Source organism: Corynebacterium sp. 74A (assembly GCF_008930665.1).
GTDB classification, from domain to species: Bacteria; Actinomycetota; Actinomycetes; order Mycobacteriales; family Mycobacteriaceae; genus Corynebacterium; species Corynebacterium megadyptis.
In genome coordinates, this window is sequence record NZ_PQMG01000001.1 from 25,186 (window position 1) to 47,313 (window position 22,128).

The 22,128-nt window shown below is 62.1% G+C and carries 21 protein-coding genes; 7 read left to right on the top strand and 14 right to left on the bottom strand.

Annotation, left to right across the window (positions count from 1 at the left end; translation table 11 throughout):
- The first annotated feature begins 140 nt into the window (after positions 1-140).
- From odhI to GBB11_RS00145, 4 genes are all read left to right on the top strand, one after another.
- On the top strand, positions 141-575 hold the full coding sequence (gene odhI / locus GBB11_RS00130; RefSeq protein WP_151548530.1) for an oxoglutarate dehydrogenase inhibitor Odhl: 435 nt from the start codon (positions 141-143) through the stop codon (positions 573-575).
- 189 nt (positions 576-764) lie between these two features.
- Positions 765-1,430, top strand: a complete 666-nt coding sequence (locus GBB11_RS00135; RefSeq protein WP_151528876.1) for a MerR family transcriptional regulator — start codon at positions 765-767, stop codon at positions 1,428-1,430.
- Between the two features lie 90 nt (positions 1,431-1,520).
- Positions 1,521-2,111, top strand: a complete 591-nt coding sequence (locus GBB11_RS00140) for a bifunctional nuclease family protein (protein ID WP_151548531.1) — start codon at positions 1,521-1,523, stop codon at positions 2,109-2,111.
- A gap of 224 nt (positions 2,112-2,335) precedes the next feature.
- Positions 2,336-2,878: a MerR family transcriptional regulator gene (locus tag GBB11_RS00145; RefSeq protein WP_151528825.1), complete on the top strand. Its 543-nt coding sequence runs from the start codon at positions 2,336-2,338 to the stop codon at positions 2,876-2,878.
- 132 nt (positions 2,879-3,010) lie between these two features.
- Here GBB11_RS00145 and GBB11_RS00150 read toward each other — a convergent pair whose 3' ends face one another.
- From GBB11_RS00150 to gndA, 6 genes are read right to left on the bottom strand one after another with little or no spacing between them, the layout of a single operon-like run.
- Entirely contained in the window at positions 3,011-4,474 is a 1,464-nt protein-coding gene (locus GBB11_RS00150; RefSeq protein WP_151548532.1) for a hypothetical protein, read from the bottom strand.
- A gap of 57 nt (positions 4,475-4,531) precedes the next feature.
- Positions 4,532-5,413, bottom strand: coding sequence for a 3-methyladenine DNA glycosylase (locus tag GBB11_RS00155; RefSeq protein ID WP_151548533.1), 882 nt, complete (start codon positions 5,411-5,413; stop codon positions 4,532-4,534).
- Positions 5,406-6,473 (bottom strand): hemolysin family protein, encoded by a 1,068-nt coding sequence (locus GBB11_RS00160; protein WP_151548534.1) that lies wholly within the window; start codon positions 6,471-6,473, stop codon positions 5,406-5,408. Before GBB11_RS00160 ends, GBB11_RS00155 begins: the two co-directional genes overlap by 8 nt.
- The gene (locus tag GBB11_RS00165; RefSeq protein WP_151548535.1) at positions 6,470-7,855 is read right to left on the bottom strand and encodes a hemolysin family protein; all 1,386 of its coding nucleotides are present in this window, start codon (positions 7,853-7,855) and stop codon (positions 6,470-6,472) included. Before GBB11_RS00165 ends, GBB11_RS00160 begins: the two co-directional genes overlap by 4 nt.
- Before the next feature lie 38 nt (positions 7,856-7,893).
- On the bottom strand, positions 7,894-9,252 hold the full coding sequence (locus GBB11_RS00170) for a DEAD/DEAH box helicase (protein ID WP_192796340.1): 1,359 nt from the start codon (positions 9,250-9,252) through the stop codon (positions 7,894-7,896).
- 7 nt (positions 9,253-9,259) lie between these two features.
- Positions 9,260-10,714: an NADP-dependent phosphogluconate dehydrogenase gene (gene gndA, locus GBB11_RS00175; RefSeq protein WP_151548537.1), complete on the bottom strand. Its 1,455-nt coding sequence runs from the start codon at positions 10,712-10,714 to the stop codon at positions 9,260-9,262.
- A gap of 150 nt (positions 10,715-10,864) precedes the next feature.
- Here gndA and GBB11_RS00180 point away from each other — a divergent pair, with 150 nt between their 5' ends.
- Both GBB11_RS00180 and GBB11_RS00185 read left to right on the top strand, forming a co-directional pair.
- Positions 10,865-11,305, top strand: coding sequence for a PaaI family thioesterase (locus tag GBB11_RS00180; protein ID WP_151548538.1), 441 nt, complete (start codon positions 10,865-10,867; stop codon positions 11,303-11,305).
- A 37-nt stretch (positions 11,306-11,342) separates the two neighbouring features.
- Complete coding sequence (locus GBB11_RS00185; RefSeq protein ID WP_151548539.1) at positions 11,343-11,951, top strand: bifunctional 2-polyprenyl-6-hydroxyphenol methylase/3-demethylubiquinol 3-O-methyltransferase UbiG; 609 nt, start codon at positions 11,343-11,345, stop codon at positions 11,949-11,951.
- On the opposite strand, the gene GBB11_RS10970 is transcribed toward GBB11_RS00185, so the two are convergent.
- From GBB11_RS10970 to GBB11_RS00215, 7 genes are all read right to left on the bottom strand, one after another.
- Positions 11,948-12,394, bottom strand: coding sequence for a cyclase family protein (locus GBB11_RS10970; protein WP_255441496.1), 447 nt, complete (start codon positions 12,392-12,394; stop codon positions 11,948-11,950). The two genes, GBB11_RS00185 and GBB11_RS10970, sit on opposite strands and share 4 nt — an antisense overlap.
- Positions 12,384-12,707, bottom strand: a complete 324-nt coding sequence (locus GBB11_RS10975; RefSeq protein WP_255441497.1) for a cyclase family protein — start codon at positions 12,705-12,707, stop codon at positions 12,384-12,386. Before GBB11_RS10975 ends, GBB11_RS10970 begins: the two co-directional genes overlap by 11 nt.
- A gap of 100 nt (positions 12,708-12,807) precedes the next feature.
- Positions 12,808-14,079 carry an amino acid permease gene (locus tag GBB11_RS00195; RefSeq protein WP_151548540.1) on the bottom strand — a complete coding sequence of 424 codons (1,272 nt, stop codon included), beginning with the start codon at positions 14,077-14,079 and terminating at the stop codon, positions 12,808-12,810.
- A gap of 305 nt (positions 14,080-14,384) precedes the next feature.
- Entirely contained in the window at positions 14,385-15,254 is an 870-nt protein-coding gene (pflA, locus tag GBB11_RS00200; protein ID WP_151548541.1) for a pyruvate formate-lyase-activating protein, read from the bottom strand.
- A 44-nt stretch (positions 15,255-15,298) separates the two neighbouring features.
- Positions 15,299-15,550 (bottom strand): autonomous glycyl radical cofactor GrcA2, encoded by a 252-nt coding sequence (grcA2, locus tag GBB11_RS00205; protein ID WP_018019663.1) that lies wholly within the window; start codon positions 15,548-15,550, stop codon positions 15,299-15,301.
- A gap of 82 nt (positions 15,551-15,632) precedes the next feature.
- Entirely contained in the window at positions 15,633-17,741 is a 2,109-nt protein-coding gene (locus GBB11_RS00210; protein WP_151548542.1) for a pyruvate formate lyase family protein, read from the bottom strand.
- A 374-nt stretch (positions 17,742-18,115) separates the two neighbouring features.
- Positions 18,116-19,543, bottom strand: a complete 1,428-nt coding sequence (locus GBB11_RS00215; RefSeq protein ID WP_151548543.1) for an NAD(P)/FAD-dependent oxidoreductase — start codon at positions 19,541-19,543, stop codon at positions 18,116-18,118.
- A 421-nt stretch (positions 19,544-19,964) separates the two neighbouring features.
- On the opposite strand from GBB11_RS00215, the gene GBB11_RS00220 reads away from it, so the two are divergent.
- Positions 19,965-21,281, top strand: a complete 1,317-nt coding sequence (locus tag GBB11_RS00220; protein WP_192796003.1) for a cyclopropane-fatty-acyl-phospholipid synthase family protein — start codon at positions 19,965-19,967, stop codon at positions 21,279-21,281.
- 256 nt (positions 21,282-21,537) lie between these two features.
- Here GBB11_RS00220 and GBB11_RS00225 read toward each other — a convergent pair whose 3' ends face one another.
- On the bottom strand, positions 21,538-22,098 hold the full coding sequence (locus tag GBB11_RS00225; RefSeq protein WP_151528810.1) for a hypothetical protein: 561 nt from the start codon (positions 22,096-22,098) through the stop codon (positions 21,538-21,540).
- Positions 22,099-22,128 lie beyond the last annotated feature (30 nt).

The window sequence follows — 22,128 nt, forward strand, 5'->3', positions numbered from 1 at the left end:
ATTACGACCCTGCAGCGACGAGCTGTGCTTGATGGATTCCGTAGGGCAGACGATTTTGTTCACCCAGCGCTACGGCAGCCACCGCACCCGCGGTGAGGGGCGAAGACACACTGTGCTCGAGCAACCGGAGGTTTTTCTCAATGAGTGACAACACTGACGTTTCCCAGAATCAGGTGGAGACTACATCTGTTTTCCGCGCTGATCTGCTTAAGGAAATGGAGTCTGGTGCTCAGGCTGCACCGGCGAATGCTGGCGCGGGCAACCTGCCCGAGGGGGCGGCATTGCTGGTGGTTAAGCGGGGCCCGAACGCGGGTTCGCGTTTCCTGCTCGACCAGGAGACCACCACCGCGGGGCGCCACCCAGAGAGCGATATTTTCCTTGATGACGTCACCGTGTCTCGTCGCCACGCCGAGTTCCGTCGCGATGGCGAGGGCCAGTTCGAAGTAGTAGACGTGGGAAGCCTCAACGGCACCTACGTCAACCGCGAGCCGAAGAACGCTGAGGCACTGCACACGGGTGATGAGGTGCAGATCGGCAAGTTCCGCCTCGTTTTCCTAGCAGGTCCGAAGAAGTAGTAGCGCCCCAGCCCTCGGCTAGGCTACAAAGGATGCATACGGGTCGTGTCGCCGGCGTAGATGCGCTGAGCGGCACCACGTGAACCGAAAGATCAAAAGAAGAAACCTAAGGGTAAAAACAACGTGAGCGCACTACGGGATTCTAAAGACGGCAGCGTGAAGCCACTGCGTCATGCGCGCCAGCAGACCATGTCCATCGGCGTGGTGCTGGAGCGCCTGCGGGGCGAGTTCCCTGATGTGACGGTATCTAAGATTCGCTTCCTCGAATCCGAGGGCCTCATCACACCCTCCCGCACTCCCTCCGGCTATCGCCGCTTCACGGACAAGGATGTTGAGCGTCTCCGCTATATCTTGGTGACACAGCGCGATAACTACACGCCGCTGAAGGTCATCCGCCAGCAGCTCGAGGCCATGGACTCCGGCGAGGTGACCGCGCTGCTCAGCGCCACGAAGGTGGAGCCGATCATCAGCCCGGAAGAGTTCCGGGCCCCGGCCATTACACGGCTGACCGACGATGACGTCGCGGCGCAGGCCGACGTAGACAAGGAATTTGTCCGCGAGCTCGCCGGCGCAGGCTTGATTAGCGCCGATCCCGCTGGTTTCTTCACCGCCGATGATGTGCGTGTGGCCTCCACCGCGCGGGCGCTCACGGAATTCGGTTTCGATGTTCGCCACCTGAAGTCGGTGCGTCATTCGGCGCGCCGCCAAGCAGATCTGATTTCCCAGGTAACCACCCCTGTCGCGCAGTCGGGCTCGGACGTGGCCAAGCACAAGGCCCAAGAGATTTCCGAGCAGCTCACCGCCTTGGTGGTGTCGCTGCACGCGAGCTTGGTGAAAAACGATCTTCGCTCCTAGCCGCACCGAGAAACACCACCATGAGAGTCACGGAGTAGCGCCGCTACATCGTGGCTCTTTTTTAGCAGTGAGTATAAGGACGCTACTCCCATGAATGATCGCAGTTTTATTGATCTCGTCTATCACGGTGTGTTCGTGATTCCGCCCGAGGACTATAACGTCATATTCCTCCGCGTCGTCGGCACCACCCGCATTCTTCCCATCTGGATTGGCGAGGACGCCGCAGCTGCCATCGCCTCGCGCGAGCAGGGGAGAGCACCGGTGCGTCCCCGCGCCCATGATGTGCTCTTACAGCTCGCTGACTCGCACGCCGGCTCCGCGATGGAGGTGCGTATCGACGGCTATGTCCGCGGTCGCTTCACCGCCAGCTTGGTCTGTGGCGATGGCACCGTGCTGGATATGCGCCCCTCGGATGCGATCTTAGTGGCTCGAGAGGAAGAGCTCCCGATCTCCGTGGCCGAGGATGTGCTGTGCCGCACGGGGGTGTTCGTCTCCGCCGATGATCTCTCTCGCGGCTTCGGCATCGACTGCGATGATGTCAGTGATACCGCGGATGAATTCTCCTCGGCCTCCGGTGATGCCCAAGCAGATGCAGACTTTGAGTCCCTGTTGCGCTCGATGGGAGTCGAAGAATCCGACCTGCGCGGCGATAGCAATGGGGACGATAAAACTGACCGCTAGTGTGACAAAAGGTGACAAAGTGATTCAGGCGGCCTAAGCTTAAACTAAAGGTTTAGAGTTTCGGCGTGTCTCCACTGTGGCTCACGGTGCTCTCAGTATTCTGAGTAAGCACTCCTGATCCGGAGGCATAAGAGCGAAACGTGTGTCTCATAATGAACGCGGGCTGTACCTGAACACTATGGGACACGTATCCTGAGAGAAAAATAACAAGGGAGAAATTACACATGTCTGAATCCACCACCCACGGCGTGCAAGAATCCCTCTTCACCATGGGGCCCGACGAAGAGGTTGGCTACCGCGTTCCTATCGCCTGCCAGGTAGCGAATATCACCTACCGGCAGCTGGATTACTGGGCGCGCACCAAGCTCGTGACCCCGTCGATCCGCAGCGCCCGTGGCTCGGGCTCACAGCGTCTGTACTCCTTCAAAGACATTCTCGTGCTGAAGATCGTCAAGGGACTGTTGGACACGGGTATCTCCCTGCAGAACATCCGCCTCGCGGTGGATAAACTCCGCGATCTTGGCGTGGACGATCTCGCCACCATTACTCTCGTCTCCGACGGCACCACCGTCTACGAGTGCCGCTCCTCGGAGGAGGTTATCGACCTTCTCGCCGACGGCCAAGGCGTCTTCGGTATCGCCGTGCCGGGCATCATGAAGGAGCTCACCGGCACCATCTCTGCATTCCCGTCCGAGCGTATCGATGGCGATGCCGAGCTCGAGGTGGAAGACGAGCTCGCTATTCGACGTCGCCGTCGCAGCTCCTAAACACTCGTTTAACGGCACACAGCCCAGGGATAGTTGGTGGATTCTATCCCTGGGCTGTGGCATGTCCGCTTATCCCAAAAGCATACGCAGTAGAGTCACTCTGCTGCGTAGTAGCCCTGATGTGTCTGTGGCTTAGGGGCGCTCGATACCGAAGGACTGCTGCAGCCCCTCGGCGATCTCGGGGGTGTCGGTGGCTGTGCCGACATGACCGCCGGTGCTGCGCGCGAAGTCGGTGACCACTGTGTCCTCTGCTCCGCCACCGACGGTGAGCACGTCGAGCTGCACATTGGCGTCCGCGTAGCGCTGCAGGATCGTGCGCAGCTGCTCATCGTTCATCGGATCGACGGTGCCGGAGGTCACGAGCACGATCTGCACGGCCTCGCCGGTGCTCGCGGCATAGTCGGCGGCGACGGGCAGGGCGGCGGCCAGGGCCTCGCGGGTCTGGGGCTGCCCACCGGTGCCGAACCGCTTCATGGCGTCGATGATGGCGGTGCTATCGCTGCTGAAGGCGATGTTATTGCGCCACCCCTTGGTCACACCGGGGTTGAGCGGGGACGAGTAGTTCCACAAGGCCACCGTGCCGCCGCCGCGGATCGCGGAGACCACCAGGGGATCGGCGATGCGGGCGGTTTCGGCATAGAGGGAGTGCCCAGAGGGCGAGGCATTCATCGCCTCGGAGGTATCGAGCAGTAGCAGGGTGTGGTTGATCGGCTGCGTGGTCGAGCCGGTGGATTCTTCCGGAACCTGGGCATAACGCTCGCTGAGAATATCGGCGGTGGTGGCCCAGGTGACGGACTTGTCCTCGGCGCCCTCATTGTGGGCGGTGACGAACTTGGCGAAATGCGCCCCGGCGCGGGACTGTTCCTCCGAGATGACGTCATGGGTCACCAGCGGCACCACGAAGGTAGGAACCTGGGTGTCATCGGGGGCGAAGAAGTCCATGCCCTCGGGGGTCTCAGACTCGGTCACCGCGAGGAGTTGGCTCTCGGCTGCGGGCTCGAAAGAGGGCAGGGTATTGTCCTTGAGCAGCTGTGCACCGGTATCGGGGTTTGCTTTGGAGACAGCGGCGGCGACTAACGCGGCGGCCGGATTCTGGGTCGGCTCGGGGTAGAACACACGCTCGGCGGGCTGGGCATCCCAGCCCTGAGTCGGGGCCGGGGAATCGGGCTTAAAGGCCAAACCAACCGGGGTGCTTGCAGCGATGGCCCAGGTATCGCTGGCGGGAGAAAGCCGTGCAGCATCCAGCTGACGTTGCACCTCGCCGCGGGTTCCGGTGGAGATGAACACGGCGGCGCTGGCGGGATCGTCGACGGTGTTCAGGCTCACGCAATGATCTTTGACCACGGGGCTGCTCTGCGCGTAGTCGTCGACAAGCGAGGAGACCACCGCATCGGGGGTGGAGGAGCTGACCGCTACGGGCACCGGCAGATCGCCCTCGATGCACTCTTTGGCGAAGCTACTATCAGCGCTATCGGCGGATGAGCGCACCGCAAGCCACACGACGAGAGCTATGACCAGTGCAATCATCACCGCGCCTGCGGTGATGAGCTCCTTCGATAGCCGGTAATTAGATTCTCCGGATGCGTGACGGGCCACGGGTGCACCTCTTCCTCACATTGTGATTAGTGTGAACCTTTAGCTGTGGTTCAAGACTCACTCATTAAGTGTAGTGGCAAGAGCACGCTCGACGTAGTAACGCAGACGGTGTCGGATCGGCTCGGCGGCGCGAGACAGCGCGCGCTGGCGGGCCACATACTCGGCTTTGCCCGCGGCGGTTTCCACGGCAACGCTGCCGAAGCCGAGGCCGCGGCAATCATAGGGGGAGGCCTCCATGTCGAGGGTGCGTGCCTCGCAGGCCAGCTCGAAGGCGTCGATAACAAGCTCGCTGGGTACCACCGGCAGCATCTTGAAGGACCACTTATACAGGTCCATGGTGGCGTGCAGACAGCCGCGCTGTTCGCAGCTGAGTTGATCCTCGCGCTGCAAGGGCCGGATATTCAGTGGGCGCGCCGGCGGGGTGTAGAAGCGGAAGGCATCGTAGTGGGTGCACTTCAGCGGGCCATGGGCCTCGACCACCGCATCTGTGCCGGCAGCGCCCAAGCGGAGCGGCAGCTCGTGGCGGGCCTCATCGGTACGATAGACCATGGCCCACTCGTGCATGCCAAAGCAATCGAAACGGGCGGGGTTCGTCTCCTCGCGCTGCAGCAGCTCGGCGAGGAAGCGCCAGAGGCGGACCCGCTTAGGGGCAAGGGCAGACAGATTCACGCTGGTGCGGGCCTCATCCCCAGCGCCGGTGGAGCGATAGAAGGACCACTGGGCGTGCGGGGCATCGCCTATCAGCGCGCAGTCCATCCCCGGATGCCACCGGCGCATCTTGCCGGGGGAGAAGGGATAGTAGTCGAACATGAAGTCCCACACTGGGTGCTTTTCCTGCCGTGAGCGACGGCGCAGGTGCTGCTCGGTGAGCGCGTCGACGCGACGCTCATGCTCCCTGCGTCGCCGCTGCCACTCGGCAGTGGCGAGCAGATCAGGCATCTGCGGTGTCCTCGTGGGTCCAGTCACGCACGTTGCCCACGTACTCCTCGATGAGATCCTCGAGGGTGATCACGCCGATGAGCTGGCCGCGATCGCGTACTTGTGCCATGTGGGCGGAGCTACTACGCATCCGCCGAAGGGTCTGATCCAGCACGCCGGAGGCGTCGATATTGATCAGCTGTCGGATCTGGGAGCGTGGGATCACGTCCTGCTGCGAGGAACGCGAGGAGGCGAGGCGATCAAGCACGTCCTTGATGTGGACATAGCCGAGATAGTTGCCCGTGGCCCCGGTGATGGGGAAGCGGGAATAGCCGGTCTCATTGACGGCTTCCTCCAGCTGCTGCACGGTGGGGCCGCGCTCGCCGAAGGGAATAGCGTGGACATCTTCCTTCCGGATGAGCACCTCGCGCACCGAGCGCTTATCGGTGCGTAGAGCCTTGGCGAGGCGGGCATGCTCCTCGGCGTCGAGAAGCCCTTCGGAGCGGGACTCAGAGACCATAATGGCCAGCTGCTCGGTGTCCACTGCGGAATCCAGCTCGTCTTTTTGCTCGATGCCGAAGAGTCGCAGGGTGTGCCGTGCCACCCAATTCATGAAGTTCAGGATGGGCAGCATGATCTTCACAAAGAGAATGTGGGCCGGAACCAGGATCATGGCCAGAGTTTCGGGGCCGGCGAGGGCGATATTCTTCGGCACCATCTCGCCAACGAGAATGTGCAAGAAAGTGATGACCGCCAAGGCGATCGCGAAGGAAATCGCGTGCAAAAAGGATTCGGGTACACCGAGGGCGCTGAAGGGGCGTTCCAAAAGGTGCGCGATTGCTGGCTCGCCAACTTTACCGAGCAGCAGCGAGGCGATAGTGATGCCCAGCTGCGCGCCGGCAAGCATGATGGAGAGATGCTCCGTGGCGTATTCCACCTTCTTTGCCCGCGTTTTTCCTTGGGCAATGAGCGCGTCGATGCGGTCCTTGCGCGAGGAGATGAGCGAGAATTCGGCGGCGACAAAGAAGCCGTTGAGAGCTAAAAGGAAAATGGCGAAGATGATTGCTTGGATTCCACTCATGAGGCGTACTCCGCTGCTTCTTCGTTGCTGATAGAGGTAAAGAATGCGCGTTCGACGCGGCGATCGTCCATGGCCGCGACCGAGGCGATCCAGCGTCCGGTCATGCCGGTTTCAAATTCATCGCGCATATCGTGCTCCGTGAGCGGGAGCAGAACGACGTCGCCCGGCTGGGGGATGCGACCCAAACACGTCATGATGAGCCCGCCGACAGTTTCATAGCGGTGATCATCGGGGGCGGCATAACCAATGGCTTCGGCGAGCTCGTCGACGCGAACCAGCCCGGCAACCTCCCAAGAATCGCCAACGCGGCGGAAGTCCTTTTCTGCCTCGGCATCGTCGTGTTCGTCGTAGACCTCGCCGAGCAGCTCCTCGACCACATCCTCAATCGTGACGATGCCGGCGGTGCCGCCATACTCATCGGCGACCAACACCATTTGGGAGCCGGCGGAGCGTACCGCATTGAGCACGGCATCCCCATCGAGGGAATCGGGCACGGTATTGACTTCGCGGGCCAGCTGCGCCACCGGCACCTCGGGGCGCCGGTGCGTGGGGATGGAGAACGCGTTTTTGATGTGCACGACGCCGATGGTGTCGTCGAGATCGTCGTCCACCACGGGAAAGCGGGAATGACCGGACTCCAGCGCCAGCTGGACCAAATCCTCCACCGAGTCCGTGCTGTGCAGGAACAAAATAGTAGAGCGGGGAGTCATAAACTCCTCGGCGGTGGCTTCACCGAACTTCAGCGCCCGATCAATCATGCGCGCCTTGGACACATCGAAGGTGCCAACTTGGGCGGAGTTACGCACCAAAGCGCCCAGCTCTTGGGCGGAGCGGGCGCTGGCCAGCTCATCGGCGGGCTCGATACCGAGCTTGCGCACAATAAAGTTGGCCGAGGAGTTCAATGCGGTGATAAACCACTTGAGTGCCTTGTTAAACCACTGCACAGGGGTGACCACCACGCGGGCGGTGGCCCACGGGTCCGTGATCGCCATGTTCTTGGGCACGAGCTCGCCATAAATCATGGACAAGAAGGTGGCCACGATCAGGGCGAGGATCAAAGCTATGGGCGAGGCCGCCCGCTCCGATAGGCCGACTAATTCCAGCAGCGGGGTGAAGAAGCGGGCTAAGACCGGCTCCGCCAAATAGCCCGTTGCCAGGGTGGTGATGGTGATGCCCAATTGGGCACCGGAGAGTTCGAAAGAGAGATTCTCGTGGGCATCACGAACGCGCTGAGAGACAGCGTCTTTTTTGTGTGCGACGTGGTTATCGATGGTGGAGCGCTCGAGCCCGGTGAGAGCGAACTCGATTGCCACGAACAGTCCCGTGCCGGCGGTCAATGCCACAAAGCCGAGGAGAGCCAGAATGCTGAAAAGTATATCCATAATTGTTGATCGGCTAAAACAATACCGAACTGTCTATCCTACGTGGGAATATGTCGGCGTGTCGTCACAGAGCCTTTGCCCCAGGCGCCGCCCTTTTTCTTCTTCGGCCGAAACCCGCGGCGCCCACCCTGCGCGGGCTGCTGCGCGCCGCCGCGCGAATCCGCAGCAGAGCGGCGGGAGCCAGAGCTCGACTTCTTGCCCGCGCGCCCTCCTGACTGCGTACGTGCAGATTCGCTCTGGGAGGGGCGGGTCTGGCGAAGTGGACCGATCAGCGAGGCGAGCTCGGCGGAATCGAGTTCCAGCTGGCGGGGAGTAACCCCGGCGCTGCGGAATTGCTCCTCGGCGCGGCGCTGGCGGTTAGCGTCGATAATGCTCAGGCTATTGCCTGTCGCGCCGGAGCGAGCGGTACGGCCGGAGCGATGCACAAAGGACTTCGGGTCGAAGGCCAGACCGAGGTGCACCACCAGGTCAATATTGGCGATATCGATGCCGCGGGCGGCAATATCGGTGCAGATCAGCACGGGCTCCTCGCCGGAGGAGAAGCGCTCCACGGCCGCAGTGCGCTGGGCCTGGGTGCGATCGGAGTGCACCGAGCAGGCGCCGGTATCGCGGGCGTAGCGATCGACGTCTTCCTTCGTGGAGCAGAAGATGATCGTGCTCGCGCTCCGGCGAGCGAGGCGATGAATGAGCGCGTCGCGTTGCTCCTTCGTGCGCACCATCACCAACCACTGGCTCAAACCCTCGACCGCGGCGGTGGCCGCGCCATCAGAGAGCTCGTGGACGCGGGCATGCGGAGCCAGCCGCCGGGTGCTCTGATCCACCGTGGCGGAAAACACCAGCCTTTGGGCGCTCTCGGGTATCCGGGCCGCGATGGCATCAAGCTGCGGGGCAAAGCCCACCTCGGTGAGGTGATCGGCCTCATCGACGACGAAGATCTCCACCGCATCCAGGCTCAGTAACTTCCGTCGGCGCAGATCGAGCAGCCGCGCGGGGGTGGCCACGGCGATATCCACTGGGGCGGCCAGCTGGGTACGGTGGGTGGCGATGGGCACTCCGCCGCTGAGCACGAGGGTGCGTAGCCCCACCGCGGCAGCAAGATCCTCGATACGATCGGTGATCTGCTGTGCTAATTCGCGGGTGGGGGCGAGAATGAGTGAGCGTGGCTGGCCAGGCACGGAGGTGCGAGAGAGCCGCTCATCGGTGGCGAGCCGCGTGATCAGCGGCAGGGCAAAGGCATAGGTTTTCCCCGATCCGGTATGGCTGCGGCCGATAACCGAGGCCCCCGCCAGCGCATCAGGGATCGTCGCCTCCTGGATCGCCGTCGGGTGGGTGAGCTCACGGCGGGTGAGCTCGTGAACGAGCTGATCGGGTAAAGCGAGATCCCTGAAGGTGCGCACAGTACTCCTAGGCTTCGACCTCGGTGCGGTCACCGCTCCAGAGGGTGTGGAAGCTGCCCGGACGGTCGATGCGCTCATAGGTGTGGGCGCCAAAGTAGTCACGCTGCGCCTGAATGAGCGCGGCGGGTAGGCGCGAGGAGCGCAAAGAATCGTAGTAGGACAGCGAGGAACCGAAGACCGGAATGGGCAGACCCAGCTGGGTGGCGATTACCACCACGCGACGCCAGGCATCCATGCTCTGCTCCATCTCTGCGCGGAAGTAGGGATCGAGCAGCAGCGAGGTCAGCTCCGGGGTGGAGTCATAGGCCTCGCGGATACGATCCAGGAACTTCGCGCGAATGATGCAGCCATCGCGCCAAATGGTGGCGAGATCGCGGGGGTCGACGTCCCAGCCGTGCTCGGCGGAGCCGGCCTTAATCTCGTCGAATCCCTGCGAGTAGGCCACCAGCTTGGAGGCGTAGAGAGCGGAGCGGACATCGTTAATGAAGTCCTCGCGCGTCACGCCGAGATCCTCGAGGGTGCGCAGGGAACCGGAGGCGAGCTCACCGGAGGTCGCGGCACGCATCGCGCGATCGCCGGAGAGGGCGCGGGCGAACACGGCCTCGCCAATACCAGTCACGGGGATTCCGAGATCGAGGGCGGCCTTGACGGTCCAGCGGCCCGTGCCCTTTTGCCCGGCGGCATCCACCACGATGTCGACCAAGGGGGTGCCGGTCTCGGCATCCACCTGCTTGAGCACCTCGGCGGTGATCTCCACGAGGTAGGAGTCCAGATCGCCGTTGTTCCACTCAGAAAACACCTCGGAGATCTCCTGGGGAGTCATTCCAGCCGCGTAGCGCAGCAGGTGATAGGCCTCGCCGATGACCTGCATATCCGCGTACTCGATGCCGTTGTGCACCATCTTCACGAAGTGGCCGGCACCATTGGGGCCGATATGGGTGCAGCAGGGCACCCCGTCCACGTGGGCCGAAATGGACTCCAGCAGCGGGCCGAGCGATTCATAGGATTCGGCGGAGCCGCCGGGCATGATGGCCGGCCCATTGAGAGCGCCTTCCTCGCCGCCGGAGATGCCGGCGCCAACGAAGTGCAGGTTGCGGGAGCTGAGCTCTGCTTCACGACGGATGGTATCGGTGTACAGCGCATTGCCACCATCGATGATGATGTCGCCTTCATCCATGGCGTCGGCAAGCTGCTCGATCACGGCATCGGTGGCCTTACCGGCCTGCACCATGATGATGGCGCGACGGGGGCGCTCCAGCGAGGCTACGAACTCCTCGATGGTGGCGGCGGGCAGAAAGTCTCCTTCATCGCCGTGGTCGGCGATGAGGGCCTCGGTCTTGTTGTAGCTGCGGTTATACACCGCAACGGTGTGACCCTTGTGAGCGAAGTTGCGGGCGAGGTTGGACCCCATTACTGCAAGGCCAACGACACCAATGGGAGCGAGTTTTTCTGCATTCGACATGTGCTCAATCGTAGACGTCACGTGACAGGAGAGTCATATCGAGCGCATCGACGCTAACGCGGAGAGAGCAAGGACGGGCATCTCCGCGCGGATTCGGTTGCAGCACCATTGACTTCACGGGGTAGGACGTGTGGCGTATAGACTGGTCGTATGTCTGTCGCAGAGTTGTTGAATACCGCTATCACCCGTCCGCTCACCGATGCCGAACTCAGCGAACTCAATGAGATCAACACGGGGCTTGATACCACCCTCGGGGTGAACTACACCGTGGTCTCCCGCAAGCAGGTGCGCGCCCAGATTTCTGTCGCCGAGGGGCATCTGCAGCCTTTCGGTCTGGTCAACGGGGGCGTGTTCTGCTCCCTCGCCGAGTCCACCGGCTCTCTTCTCGCTATGATTCTTGCCGATGGCCAGCCCGTAGCTGGGGTGAATAACACCACCGATATGATCTCCTCCGTCAAGGCTGGAGTAGTGACGGTGATTGCCGCCCCGCTGCATAACGGCGCGACCACCCAGCTGATCGGCGTGGAATGCTTCCAGCGCGATCGGCTTGTTGCCCGTACCACCCTGCGCACAATCCGCCTCGAGGGATAAACCTCTCGCGGCCGCCGCCCATTGAGTAAAGGACGCTATGCCCACCTGGCACGAGATGCTCGCCTCCAACCCTGACCATTCCGAGAACTACGCCGCCCGCTGGCGCGCCTTCGCCGCAGAGGGGCGCGATATCGTGGGCGAGGCACGCACCATCGATGCGATGGCCGAGCGCGGCTCGCGCATTCTCGACGCCGGCTGCGGCACCGGCCGTATCGGCGGCTACCTCGCGGAGCGCGGCCACACCGTCGTGGGCGTGGACCTCGATCCGGTGCTCATCGATTACGCCCGCAAGGACTATCCCGACGCCGAGTGGCATGTCGGGGATCTTACCGCCGGCGAGGTACCCGCTGGCCCCTTCGATCTCATCGTCTGTGCCGGCAATGTGATGGGCTTCCTACCGCCCGAGGGTCGTCTCCCGGCGCTTGAGGCCATGCATGGTGTTCTGGGCCCGCACGGCCGCGCCGTGATTGGTTTTGGGGCGGGCCGAGGCTATGAATTCGACGACTTTTTCGCCGATGCCCACGCCGCAGGGTTCGTCGACTCGCTGCGGCTCGAAAGCTGGGACCTCAAGCCCTTGCGCTCCACCTCGTCTTTTGTCGTGGCTGTGCTCAGCCCGCGCATGCAGCTGCCGGGATTCAGCGGCTAGCGGGTTGCTGGCTGCGGAACGATAGCGAAGGCGCGAGCAGGAAAACCCGTGCCGTGCAGCGGCTTCGGCCACGAGGCCACGATGAGCGCGCCCACCTCAGGGACCTGATCTAGGTTGCACAGCATCTCAATCTGCCAACGGTCATGCTGTAGCAGAAGTAATTCGCTGGGCAGCTCGCCGCGGCTGACCCGCGCCCCGAGGTCGGTATCGGTGGTTTCGTGCCCGAGCGCGGTGATATTCCGCGCGGTAATAAGCCACTCCACGACGGCTGGGTTCCACGCGGGATAGTGGTTGATGCCCTCCGCATCGGCGTTATTCATTGCCGCCGCATCGGGCCAGCGCTGCGACCAGTCAGTGCGTAGTGCCACAAAGCTGCGCTCTGGGATGGGCTGGTGGCGCTTCTCCCACGCCAGGATGTCCTCGACCGTGGGGCTAATCGGCATCCGCGGCAGCCTGCTCATGGGCGTCGATCACCACCAGCGGCAGCACCATCTGTTCGACGGGGATCTCATCCAAGGGTCGAGCTCCAGTAACAAAATGCACCGGCGGATCTACGTGCGTGCCCCATTGGCCCACAACGCTATAGCGATCGATTTCGAAGCCATGCTCCTCCACGGTGTAGAGGCGCTCGCGAGTCTCATCGGGCAGCGCCCCGAAGTGAGGCTGGCCGGCATGGAAACTGTGGGTGAGATCCACCCAAAGATAGTCCTCGCGCAGCGAGCGGGCTAGGGTCCATAGTTCAGGAAAAGTAGACATGTAGACAGCATAGTCTATTCTTCGCTGGGGGTGCAGACAGGCGACGCCCACTCACGCGGTGTGGCGCGCAGTGGGCGTCGATAAGCCTTGTGCGTAGTAGCTAAAACAGGCCGATAATTTTGTAGATCACGGCCGAGATCGCGACGATGCCGGTGACAATCACGAACCAGTTCGAGGCGTACTTTCTAAAGGGTGCGAGGGCATCGACCTTATAGATGGCCACCATCGGCATGAGGTACAGGATCGAAGCGATCACTGGGCCGGAAAGCGTCTCAATGACCTCCAAAATGGAAGGGTTGAGCACCCCTGCGATCCAGGCGGTTATGGCGATAAAGACGTTCACGGCGATCATCAGTGTGCGCTCGCCGAGGCGATCGACCATCTCGGGGCGGGCATGGCGCACAATGCCGGCGGCCCCCTCGGCGGCGCCGAGGGTATGGCCGAAGAAGGAGGAGACGATAGCCACGATGGCGATCGCCGGAGCCAGGTAGGAGATGATCGGGGCGTCGTGCACATTGCCGAGATAGGAGAGCACCGGCAGGTTTTCCTCGCGGGCGGCGGCGAGGCCGTCCGTGCCCAAAGACAGCACACAGGACCACACAAAGAGCATGGTGAACACCGTGAGCAGCATGGCGGTGCGACGCAAGACGATGGAGGCGTTCTCGGCGCTGCGGGGGCCGTGGGTACGCTGCATGGCGAGCGAGAACTGCGAGATCGCAGGGGAGTGGTTGAAGGCAAAGACCAGCACGGGAATGATCAGCCACACGGAAACGAGGAAGTCCCCAGCACCAGGCATCGCGGTGAGTCCGTCCAACTTCCAGGTGGGAATCAGATAGAGCGAAATGCCCAGCAAAGCGATGATCAGCGGGTAGACCAAGAATTGCGTGACAGCCAGCATGAGCTTTTGGCCGACGACCATGGGCACCATCATCGCGGCCACCAGCACCCCAGCGAGGATCCAGCGATCGATGGCGGGGCCGCCGAGCTGATTCTGGATAAGGCTATCGACGGAGTTGGTGATCGATACCCCGTAGATGAGCACGATGGGGTAGATGGCGAAGAAATAGAGGATGGTGATCGCCCAGCCCCACGCCGAGCCGAAGTAGTCGGTGGCGACGACTGTGATGTCCTCGCCCTGACGGGGGGATTTACAGACGAAGCGGGCGAGCGCTCGGTGGGAGAAATAGGTCATCGGGCCGATGAGCACAGTGACGATGAGCAGCGGCCAGATGCCGGCCGCGCCGGCATTGATAGGAAGAAACAGGATGCCGGCGCCGACAGCGGTACCAAAGAGGCTCAGCGCCCAGCTGTTGTTGATGCTGCGGGCCTCCGTGGCGCTCTGCGGCGCCGACACAGTAGTGGGAGCGGTCATACTCACATATCCCTTCTGGAAAAGGCCTCGCGAGGCCTTGGCGATAGGATCGTGGGCCGAACACTCACACAGCTGGGTTCAGCCCAATTGTTATAACTTTCACGCTAGCAACCCTACTGTTGCGTAGACCATGAAAATGGGGTCGTTGTGTCTTGGTCTTAAGACTTGATTGATAGTGAGCAATAGAATCGCGGATTGGGTGTATCGACGCAGCTCATAGCTCATAAAAATAACCGCCACCGCAACCGAGACGATGCCGGTTGCGGTGGCGGTAATAATGTCTACACCCGCGGGGAGTAGCGGTGCTAGTACACCGTCAGACCGCGGGAACGAAAGACTTCGCGAACCTCCTCCACGGCAGCCGCCGAAGGCGGCTTGACCCCGGAGAGCTCATAGGGCAGGCCCAGTTTTTCCCACTTGTCTTGGCCCATGTTGTGAAAGGGCAGGACCTCGACGCGCTCGACGCTGGAGGACCAGCGGGAGACGATATCGGCTACTTTCGCGACATTGTCGGGATCGTCGCTCCAGCCAGGTACGAGCACGAAGCGGACCCAGATGGCCACGCCCTTCGCGGTGAGACGATCACCGAAGTCAATGGTGGGTTGGAGTTCGCGACCACCAGTCACAGCCCGATAGGTATCTGGGTCACCGGATTTCACATCGAGCAGCACTAGGTCGATGTTGTCGAGGTCCTCATCGCTGAGCCGAGCCCCCAGATACCCGGAGGTGTCGATGGCGGTGTGGATACCGGAGTCGTGCACGGCACGCAGCACCTTGCGGGTGAACTCGATCTGGAAGAGCGGCTCCCCGCCGGAGATCGTCAGTCCGCCGCCGGAGGCGCGAAACACTGCCTTGTAGCGGCGCACCTTGGAGACGATCTGCTCCACCGTGTGCATGGTGCCTTCTTTCATCCCCATAGTGTCGGGGTTGTGGCAGTACACGCAGCGCAGCGGGCACCCGGAAAGAAACATCGTCATCCGAGTGCCGGGGCCGTCCACGGCGGTGACCAGCTCCCAGGAGTGCACCAGTCCGGCATTGCCGGTGCGGCGCGCCTCGAGCAACTCGCTGCGCTCCTCGCTATCGAGCTCGGGCATGCCCAAGCCATGGGCGCTTCCGCGGTGGCGGGGGCCCTGCTGAGGGGAGAGGGTTACTGCCGAGTTGAGGCCGTCGGCCATGGGGTGAAAGCTCCTTGGGTGCTGGATCGTGGTGTCAGGCGCGCTTAGGCGTTGTGGTGGAAGGTACGAGCCATCACGTCGAGCTGCTGCTCACGGGTGAGCTTAACGAAGTTCACGGCGTAGCCGGACACACGCACGGTGAGGTTGGGGTAGTTCTCCGGGTTGTCCATGGCATCCTGCAGGGTCTTGTGGTCGAGCACGTTAATGTTTGCGTGGTAGAGCCCAGAGCCGGCATTGTGCTGGGAACGGGCAGCCTTCATCGCAGCCATGCGCTCGTCGAAAGTCTTGGTGGACATGGTGTTACTCCTTGGATAGTGGGTGGTGAAAGGTACATTCTTGGGCCCCGCCCCAGGGGATCCGAGGCGAGGTGGGGTGGTATTAGGCGGGGCAGGTGGTGTCGTCGATGATGAAGCCGGCGTCGAGAATGCCCACCAAGTTGCCCACCTGTTCGGACTTATCGCGGCCCAAACCGGAGGGGGTGATGGTGTTCGTCAACGAGATGCCATCGAGTGCGTCCTGGTAGTCCAGCTTGCCCACCGAGAGCATGGAGGCGACCATGCCGTGGGTGTCGGCGCCGTTTTCTGGGTTGGCGCCGGGGCTAAACGGCGTACCGGCCTGGTGCCCGGAGGGGAAGGAGCCGGTGGCCTTGCCGTAGACCACGTTCGAGGTGATGGTGAGCACCGACTGCGTGGGGATGGCGTCGCGGTACATCGGGATGGACTTGATCTTGTCCATGACGGTGTGGACGATCGTGGCGGCGATATCGTCGGCACGGTCATCATCATTGCCATAGCGCGGGAACTCGCCCTCGGTGACGTAGTCCACGATCAGCCCGGTCTCATCGCGCACTGGGGTGACGGTGGCGTACTTAATCGCAGAGAGCGAATCGGCGACGATCGAGAGTCCGGCGATGCCGCAGCCCATGGTGCGGATGATGTCGGAGTCGTGCAGCGCCATCTCGACAGCTTCATAGGCATAACGATCGTGGCAATAGTGGATGATGTTGAGGGCCTCCACGTAGGTGCCCACCACCCAGTCGAGCATCTCCTCGTACTTCTGCCAGACCTCATCGAAGTCCAGCGGGCCATCGCCCTCGATCGGAGTGAACAGGCCCTCTTCGGTGACCTGCTTGCCGCTGACCTCGTCGCGGCCACCGTTCATGGCGTAGAGCAAGGACTTGGCGGCGTTGACGCGGGCGCCGAAGAACTGCATCTGCTTGCCCACGGCCATGGGGGAGACGCAGCAGGCGATGGCGGCGTCGTCGCCCCACTGATCGCGGATCTGCTCATCGGACTCGTACTGAATGGAGGAGGTCTCGATTGAGATAGCGGCGCAGAAGTCCTTATAGCCCTTCGGCAGTGCCGGATCCCAGAAGATGGTGATATTCGGCTCCGGTGCGGGACCAAGGTTACGCAAGGTCTGCAGCAGGCGGAAGGAGGTCTTGGTCACCAGCGAGCGGCCGTCGGTGGCGAAGCCGGCATCGGACCAGGTGGCCCAGTAGGGGTCACCGGAGAAGATCTGGTCATAGTCGATAGTGCGCAAGAAACGCACGATGCGCAGCTTGATCACGAGCGCATCCATGATTTCTTGGGCATCCTCTTCGGTGATGCGGCCGGCGGCGAGATCGCGTTCGAAGTAGATATCGAGGAAGGCAGAGAGGCGGCCGATAGACATAGCGGCGCCGTCCTGGGACTTCACTGATCCCAAGTAGGCGAAGTAGGTCCACTGCACGGCCTCTTGGGCGGTGGTGGCCGGCTGAGAGATATCGAAGCCATAGGCGGCAGCCATATTCTTCAGCTTCTTCAGTGCCTTGATCTGCTCGGAATGCTCTTCGCGGTAGCGGGCCCAGTGCTCGGAGAAAGGCTCATTGGCGTGAGCATCCTTCGCCCGCTGCTTCTCGGCGATGAGAGCATCGACGCCGTAGAGCGCCACGCGGCGATAGTCGCCGATAATGCGGCCGCGGCCATAGGCATCGGGCAAGCCGGTGACGATATGGGAGCTACGGGCTGCGCGGATGCGGGGAGTGTAGATATCGAAGACAGCATCGTTGTGGGTCTTACGGTAGGAGGTGAAGATCTTCTTCACGTCCTCATTAACCTCTTTGCCGGCTTCTTTGATGGCGGTTTCCACCATGCGCCAGCCACCATTGGGCATCATGGCGCGCTTGAGCGGCACATCCGTCTGCAGGCCGACGATCACATCGTCGTCCTCGCTGATATAGCCGGCAGGGAAGGCATCTACATCTGCCGGAGTTTCGGTGTCTACATCGTAGACGCGACGCTTGCGCTCCTCGGAAAGGTAGTTCTTCTCCAAGTGATTCCACACGCGCATGGTTTTATCGGTGGGGCCTGCGAGGAAGCTATCGTCCCCGTCATAGGGGGTGTAGTTGTTTTGGATGAAGTCACGCAGGTTGATCTCGCTCTGCCACGCACCGGCGGCGAAACCGTCCCAGCCAATATTGTCGGGGTTCAGGGTGTCCTGAGACACGCGTTCACCTAGCCCTTCACTATGTTGTGTTCAACGTGCCGGGAGGCCACTGCACACCTTAGTGGGATCCCGACCTTCGTTAGTGGGTATATGTCCATGTCGAATACTACGCCGGTGTAGATAGCCAGTGAGAACATATAGATGCACGCCAGTAATGGTTCCGCCTAGTGGTGGGATGTCAAGTAGACACGAATGGGGCTACCCCAACAAAGGCGCTGGCACAGGGGATTTTCTCAGATTCCAGACAATTTACTTGTGTGGGAAACGGGGGTAGGGGTGAGTGGATGTCGCTGAGTGTGACATAAGCAACGCGGCCACAATCCCCCAATTAGGGGTGTGGCCGCGGGTGCTATCCGTCGCTATAAACGAGGCGCTTAGTTGTCCTTGTTCAGCTGCTTCTGGGCCTGCTCATCCAGCGAGTATTGGCGGGTTTCCGCCGCCTCTACGGGCTGGCCCTGCTCGGCGCTGAGCTGGGCGAGCTTGTTCAGGCCATTGCGGCCATGCAGCTGCTGGCGGGTGGTGGTGATTTGCCAGCGGGCCCGCGAGAGCACGTTGAGGCCCCAAGACATGGCAGCCACAAAACGGTTGCGGAAGCCGACTAGGAACATCACGTGCACGGCCAGCCACAGCACCCAGCCAATAAAGCCGGTGACCTCGATGCGCCCCATCTTCACCACGGCGGAGAAGCGGGAGACGGTGGCCATGGAGCCCTTATCGAAGTACTCGAAGGGCTCGCGGGCGGCGACGGTGCCCTGCTCGGCGGCAATGACATCGGCGGCGTACTCGCCGGCTTGGATCGCTACCTGGGCCACGCCCGGCAGGTTATTGCAGTTCATCATGTCGCCAACAACGAAGATGTTGTTGCTATCACCCGCGGTGAGATCCTCGTTCACCAGTAGGCGGCCGGCGCGATCGACCTCGGCGCCGGTCTGCGCGGCGATGAGCTTGCCCAGCGGCGAAGCCTGCACGCCTGCGGACCAAATCTTGCAATAGGAGGGGATGGTGGTCTCGGTGTTATCCTGCATGTTCTTGTAGGTGACAGACTCGGCGTCCACATTGGTGACCATCGAGTTGAGGCGAACCGACACACCGAGCTTCTCCAGCTGCCGCTGTGCCTTGCGGCCCAAACGCTTGCCGAAGGGCGGCAGCACCTGCGGGGCGCCGTCGAGAAGCAAAATGCGGGCGTTGGCCGGATTGATATTGGTGTAGCGGCCGGCAAGGGTGCGGTGGGCCATCTCGGCCAGCTGTCCGGCCAGCTCCACACCGGTGGGGCCGGCGCCGACGACGACGAAGGTGAGGTAGCGCTCGCGCTCGGCCGGGTCGGTGGCCAGCTCGGCGCGCTCGAAGGCGCCGATGATGCGGGCGCGAATTTCGAGGGCATCGTCAATGGACTTCATTCCCGGCGCAAACTCGGCGAAATGCTCGTTGCCGAAATAGGACTGGCCGGCGCCGGCGGCGGCGATGAGGGAGTCATAGCTATACACGCGCTTGATTTCGCCGAGCTCGGCGGTAACCGTCTGCTCCTCGGCGTTAATATCGGTGACCTCGCCCTTGACAATATTGATATTGTCCTGGTTCTTCAGCACCTGGCGGTTTGCTGGAGCGATCTCCCCCGAGGAGAGCAGGCCGGTAGCCACCTGGTACAGCAGCGGCTGGAAAAGGTGGTGGTTGGTGCGGTCGATGATGGTGATATCAACATCGGCCTCCTTAAGGCGCTGAGCAGCGAAGATGCCGCCGAAGCCGGAGCCAATAATCACCACGTGGTGGCGGCCGCTCTCTGGGCGGAAGGGCTGGTCAGACATAAAGATAAACTCCTTGAAACAAAGAATAGATTTTCGCGCGCCCAGCATGACATATATAAGGGCCCTGTGCTGGGCGGCCGCAGGAAGCGGCGCGAGCGCAGAGCAGGGCGCGCATAGATGCTCAGTTTATACCTCCGCCGTGGTGATAGAAAACACAGCCATGTTGAGGTGCGCCATTATCCCTTATGGTATTTGCCGCGGTGGGTCTTAACTGCGGCCCCGCCTCCCCGAGCGAAGGTAGCGAGAGTTCTACCATGAATTCATCAATGCTGATGGAGCAATGAGGCGTCGTTGCAGCCATCCTCCCGCTCCTCGCCGCCGCGGCGTCGGCCGTGCTCAGGCGCTGGGGAGGGGAGCGCACACGCGCGTCACCTTAAGATCGTGCGTCACATCGAATGTGGAAAGGGAGCCGAAAGAATCTATGCCCCGTTATAAGGCCAGCCACCTAGCGCATGTGGATGCGCAGCGGTGGCCGGGAGTGGCCACGGTGCCGGTCGCCTGGGGCGATCGGATTGCTTCGTGGCGGCTGCGGCGCGTGGAGGCTCACTTCGCTCGCGCTCTCGCCGACGCTGGACTCAGCGTGGGCATTTCTCTCGAAGATTCCGATGTGGTGGTGGAGCACGAGGAGCTGTTCTACCGACTCTCCGATGGTGGCTGGCTCGGCTTGGCCGAAAGCTACATGGCAGGGGAGTGGCACGCCCGCGATCTCGGTGCCGTGCTGAAGGCCCTGCTGGGCACGACCTTCGGTACTGCCCGCCGGTTGCCGCAGCGCGGCCGTTATGAGGGCGGTGAACTTCCGCCGGCGCTCAGCGAGTTCACCTCCACCGACAGCATTCATGATGGCGGCGGCATGTTTGCCTCCGGGGTGGCCACGACCGAAAGGATCACCCGCAAAAGCTATACCCACAGTTCGCGGCCGAAAGCCGAATCCTCGCACCACTTTGTGGATGACACGCGCATCTCCCCGCCGGCCGAGGTGGGGCGCGCGGATCTCGCCGATGCGCAAAACCGCGCTATCGACCGCCTACTCGACGCCGCGCAGGTCGGTGGCGGCCGCGATGTTTTGGAATATCCCCTCTCCCGTGGCGCCCTAGCGATTCGTGCCGCCCAGCGCGGGGCCAGTGTGGATGCGCTCAGCCCCGACGCGGAGTTTGTGGCGGCCGTGGATGAGAGCGTGCAGCTCGCCGGTGTGGCCGATTCCGTGTTTATTCACACTATCGAGCATCCCATCGCCACCCGCGAGGACTGGCGTTCGCGCTATGAATCCATCGTGAGTCTGGACAAGCTTGTGCCCATGGGCGCCGATGGGCAGCGGGAGTTCTTCCGCGCTATCGACCGGATGTTGTCCGTCGGCGGTGTCGCCGCGATCCAAACCCTCAGCGAAGGCAGCAACTTTTCTGCAGTCACGCGCCAAGCGCTCGCTGTGGAGCGCGCCTATATCTGGCCGGCCATGGACTATCCGAGCATCGAGGAGCTGCACAAGACGGTCGATCGCGATACCTCCTTGCGCATCATCGGCGAAACCCACTTCGCCTCCCACTACGCACAGGTTGCGGCGATACAGGGCGAGCTTTTCGACGCCAACTCGCGTGACGCTGCCGCCGCCGGCTTCGATATCACCTTCCGGCGGTTGTGGCGTTTCCACCTCGCGCTGCAACAAGCACTGCTGGAGGAGAATCATCTCGATGCGCTTCAGCTACGGCTGACCTCGCGTAGTCGGGCCAGCCGGCGCAGCTAGTACTGTCTAGTGCCCCGAGAACGCATCAGAGCACGACGAAGCACACGCCCCTGACCAGTATCTGGCCGGGGCGTGTGTGTGAGTTGATGCTCGCTATTTAGATAGCGCCGAAGATCTGTCCGGCGCCGCCAAGGATCGTCTCGACGATGGCGACAGAGAAGTCGAGGGCATCCTGGTCAAAGTAGCCGGGGTGGGGTGCGGGTCCGGTAGGCATAGCTATGTCCTTACTGTGTAAAAAACGTGATGGGAAGGGGTACTAGCGGATGGTGATGGTGGCGCCGGGATCAGTGAGGTTGGTGTACGCGGCCAGCGGGGCCACGCGCTCACATTGCAGAACGCAGCTCGGATCGGCCTTTTCCGGGCGACCATCGCGGCGAACATCCTCGGCGTTGTACACGGTGGGAACGGCGATGACCTTTTCCCCAGGTACCGCACGGCTCGGGATGAACACGCGCAGGTTGGAATGGATCTTGCCCTCTGCGGTGGCGCGATAGGTCAGCCAGGTGTAGACGCCCCAGTCGCGGCCGGTGCCCGGCTCACGGAGGGTGACGCGCACCGTGTAGTACAAGCCGGGGGTGAAACCGGTGCCGGTGAAGGTTACGCGAGCCCAGTCGCTCGGGCTGACTTCCTTCGCAGCGGAATCAGAAGCGGTAAAGGAGACGCCCTCCACCGCACCTTCAGCACGGTTCGGGTTGACGGGGGACTCGATCACCTGCGTGGGATCCCACCATGGGCGATCCTGAACAGCGTTGGCCGTACCAACGCCGGCACAGAGAGTGCTCACGGCGATGACGCAGGCGCTAATACCTTTGGTCAATGAACGCATAATATTCTCTCGGTAGAGGTT

What these genes read in the sequence shown, in the direction of transcription:
- GBB11_RS00215 (WP_151548543.1), bottom strand. Translation starts at nt 19,543, where the DNA reads ATGTCTGACCAGCCCTTCCGCCCAGAGAGCGGCCGCCACCACGTGGTG.
- GBB11_RS00165 (WP_151548535.1), bottom strand. Translation starts at nt 7,855, where the DNA reads ATGGATATACTTTTCAGCATTCTGGCTCTCCTCGGCTTTGTGGCATTG.
- GBB11_RS00155 (WP_151548533.1), bottom strand. Translation starts at nt 5,413, where the DNA reads ATGCCTGATCTGCTCGCCACTGCCGAGTGGCAGCGGCGACGCAGGGAG.
- grcA2 (WP_018019663.1), bottom strand. Translation starts at nt 15,550, where the DNA reads ATGTCCACCAAGACTTTCGACGAGCGCATGGCTGCGATGAAGGCTGCC.
- GBB11_RS00195 (WP_151548540.1), bottom strand. Translation starts at nt 14,079, where the DNA reads ATGACCGCTCCCACTACTGTGTCGGCGCCGCAGAGCGCCACGGAGGCC.
- GBB11_RS00180 (WP_151548538.1), top strand. Translation starts at nt 10,865, where the DNA reads ATGTCTGTCGCAGAGTTGTTGAATACCGCTATCACCCGTCCGCTCACC.
- GBB11_RS00220 (WP_192796003.1), top strand. Translation starts at nt 19,965, where the DNA reads ATGCCCCGTTATAAGGCCAGCCACCTAGCGCATGTGGATGCGCAGCGG.
- pflA (WP_151548541.1), bottom strand. Translation starts at nt 15,254, where the DNA reads ATGGCCGACGGCCTCAACTCGGCAGTAACCCTCTCCCCTCAGCAGGGC.
- GBB11_RS10970 (WP_255441496.1), bottom strand. Translation starts at nt 12,394, where the DNA reads ATGCCGATTAGCCCCACGGTCGAGGACATCCTGGCGTGGGAGAAGCGC.
- GBB11_RS00135 (WP_151528876.1), top strand. Translation starts at nt 765, where the DNA reads ATGTCCATCGGCGTGGTGCTGGAGCGCCTGCGGGGCGAGTTCCCTGAT.
- odhI (WP_151548530.1), top strand. Translation starts at nt 141, where the DNA reads ATGAGTGACAACACTGACGTTTCCCAGAATCAGGTGGAGACTACATCT.
- gndA (WP_151548537.1), bottom strand. Translation starts at nt 10,714, where the DNA reads ATGTCGAATGCAGAAAAACTCGCTCCCATTGGTGTCGTTGGCCTTGCA.
- GBB11_RS00140 (WP_151548531.1), top strand. Translation starts at nt 1,521, where the DNA reads ATGAATGATCGCAGTTTTATTGATCTCGTCTATCACGGTGTGTTCGTG.
- GBB11_RS00160 (WP_151548534.1), bottom strand. Translation starts at nt 6,473, where the DNA reads ATGAGTGGAATCCAAGCAATCATCTTCGCCATTTTCCTTTTAGCTCTC.
- GBB11_RS00145 (WP_151528825.1), top strand. Translation starts at nt 2,336, where the DNA reads ATGTCTGAATCCACCACCCACGGCGTGCAAGAATCCCTCTTCACCATG.
- GBB11_RS10975 (WP_255441497.1), bottom strand. Translation starts at nt 12,707, where the DNA reads ATGTCTACTTTTCCTGAACTATGGACCCTAGCCCGCTCGCTGCGCGAG.
- GBB11_RS00185 (WP_151548539.1), top strand. Translation starts at nt 11,343, where the DNA reads ATGCCCACCTGGCACGAGATGCTCGCCTCCAACCCTGACCATTCCGAG.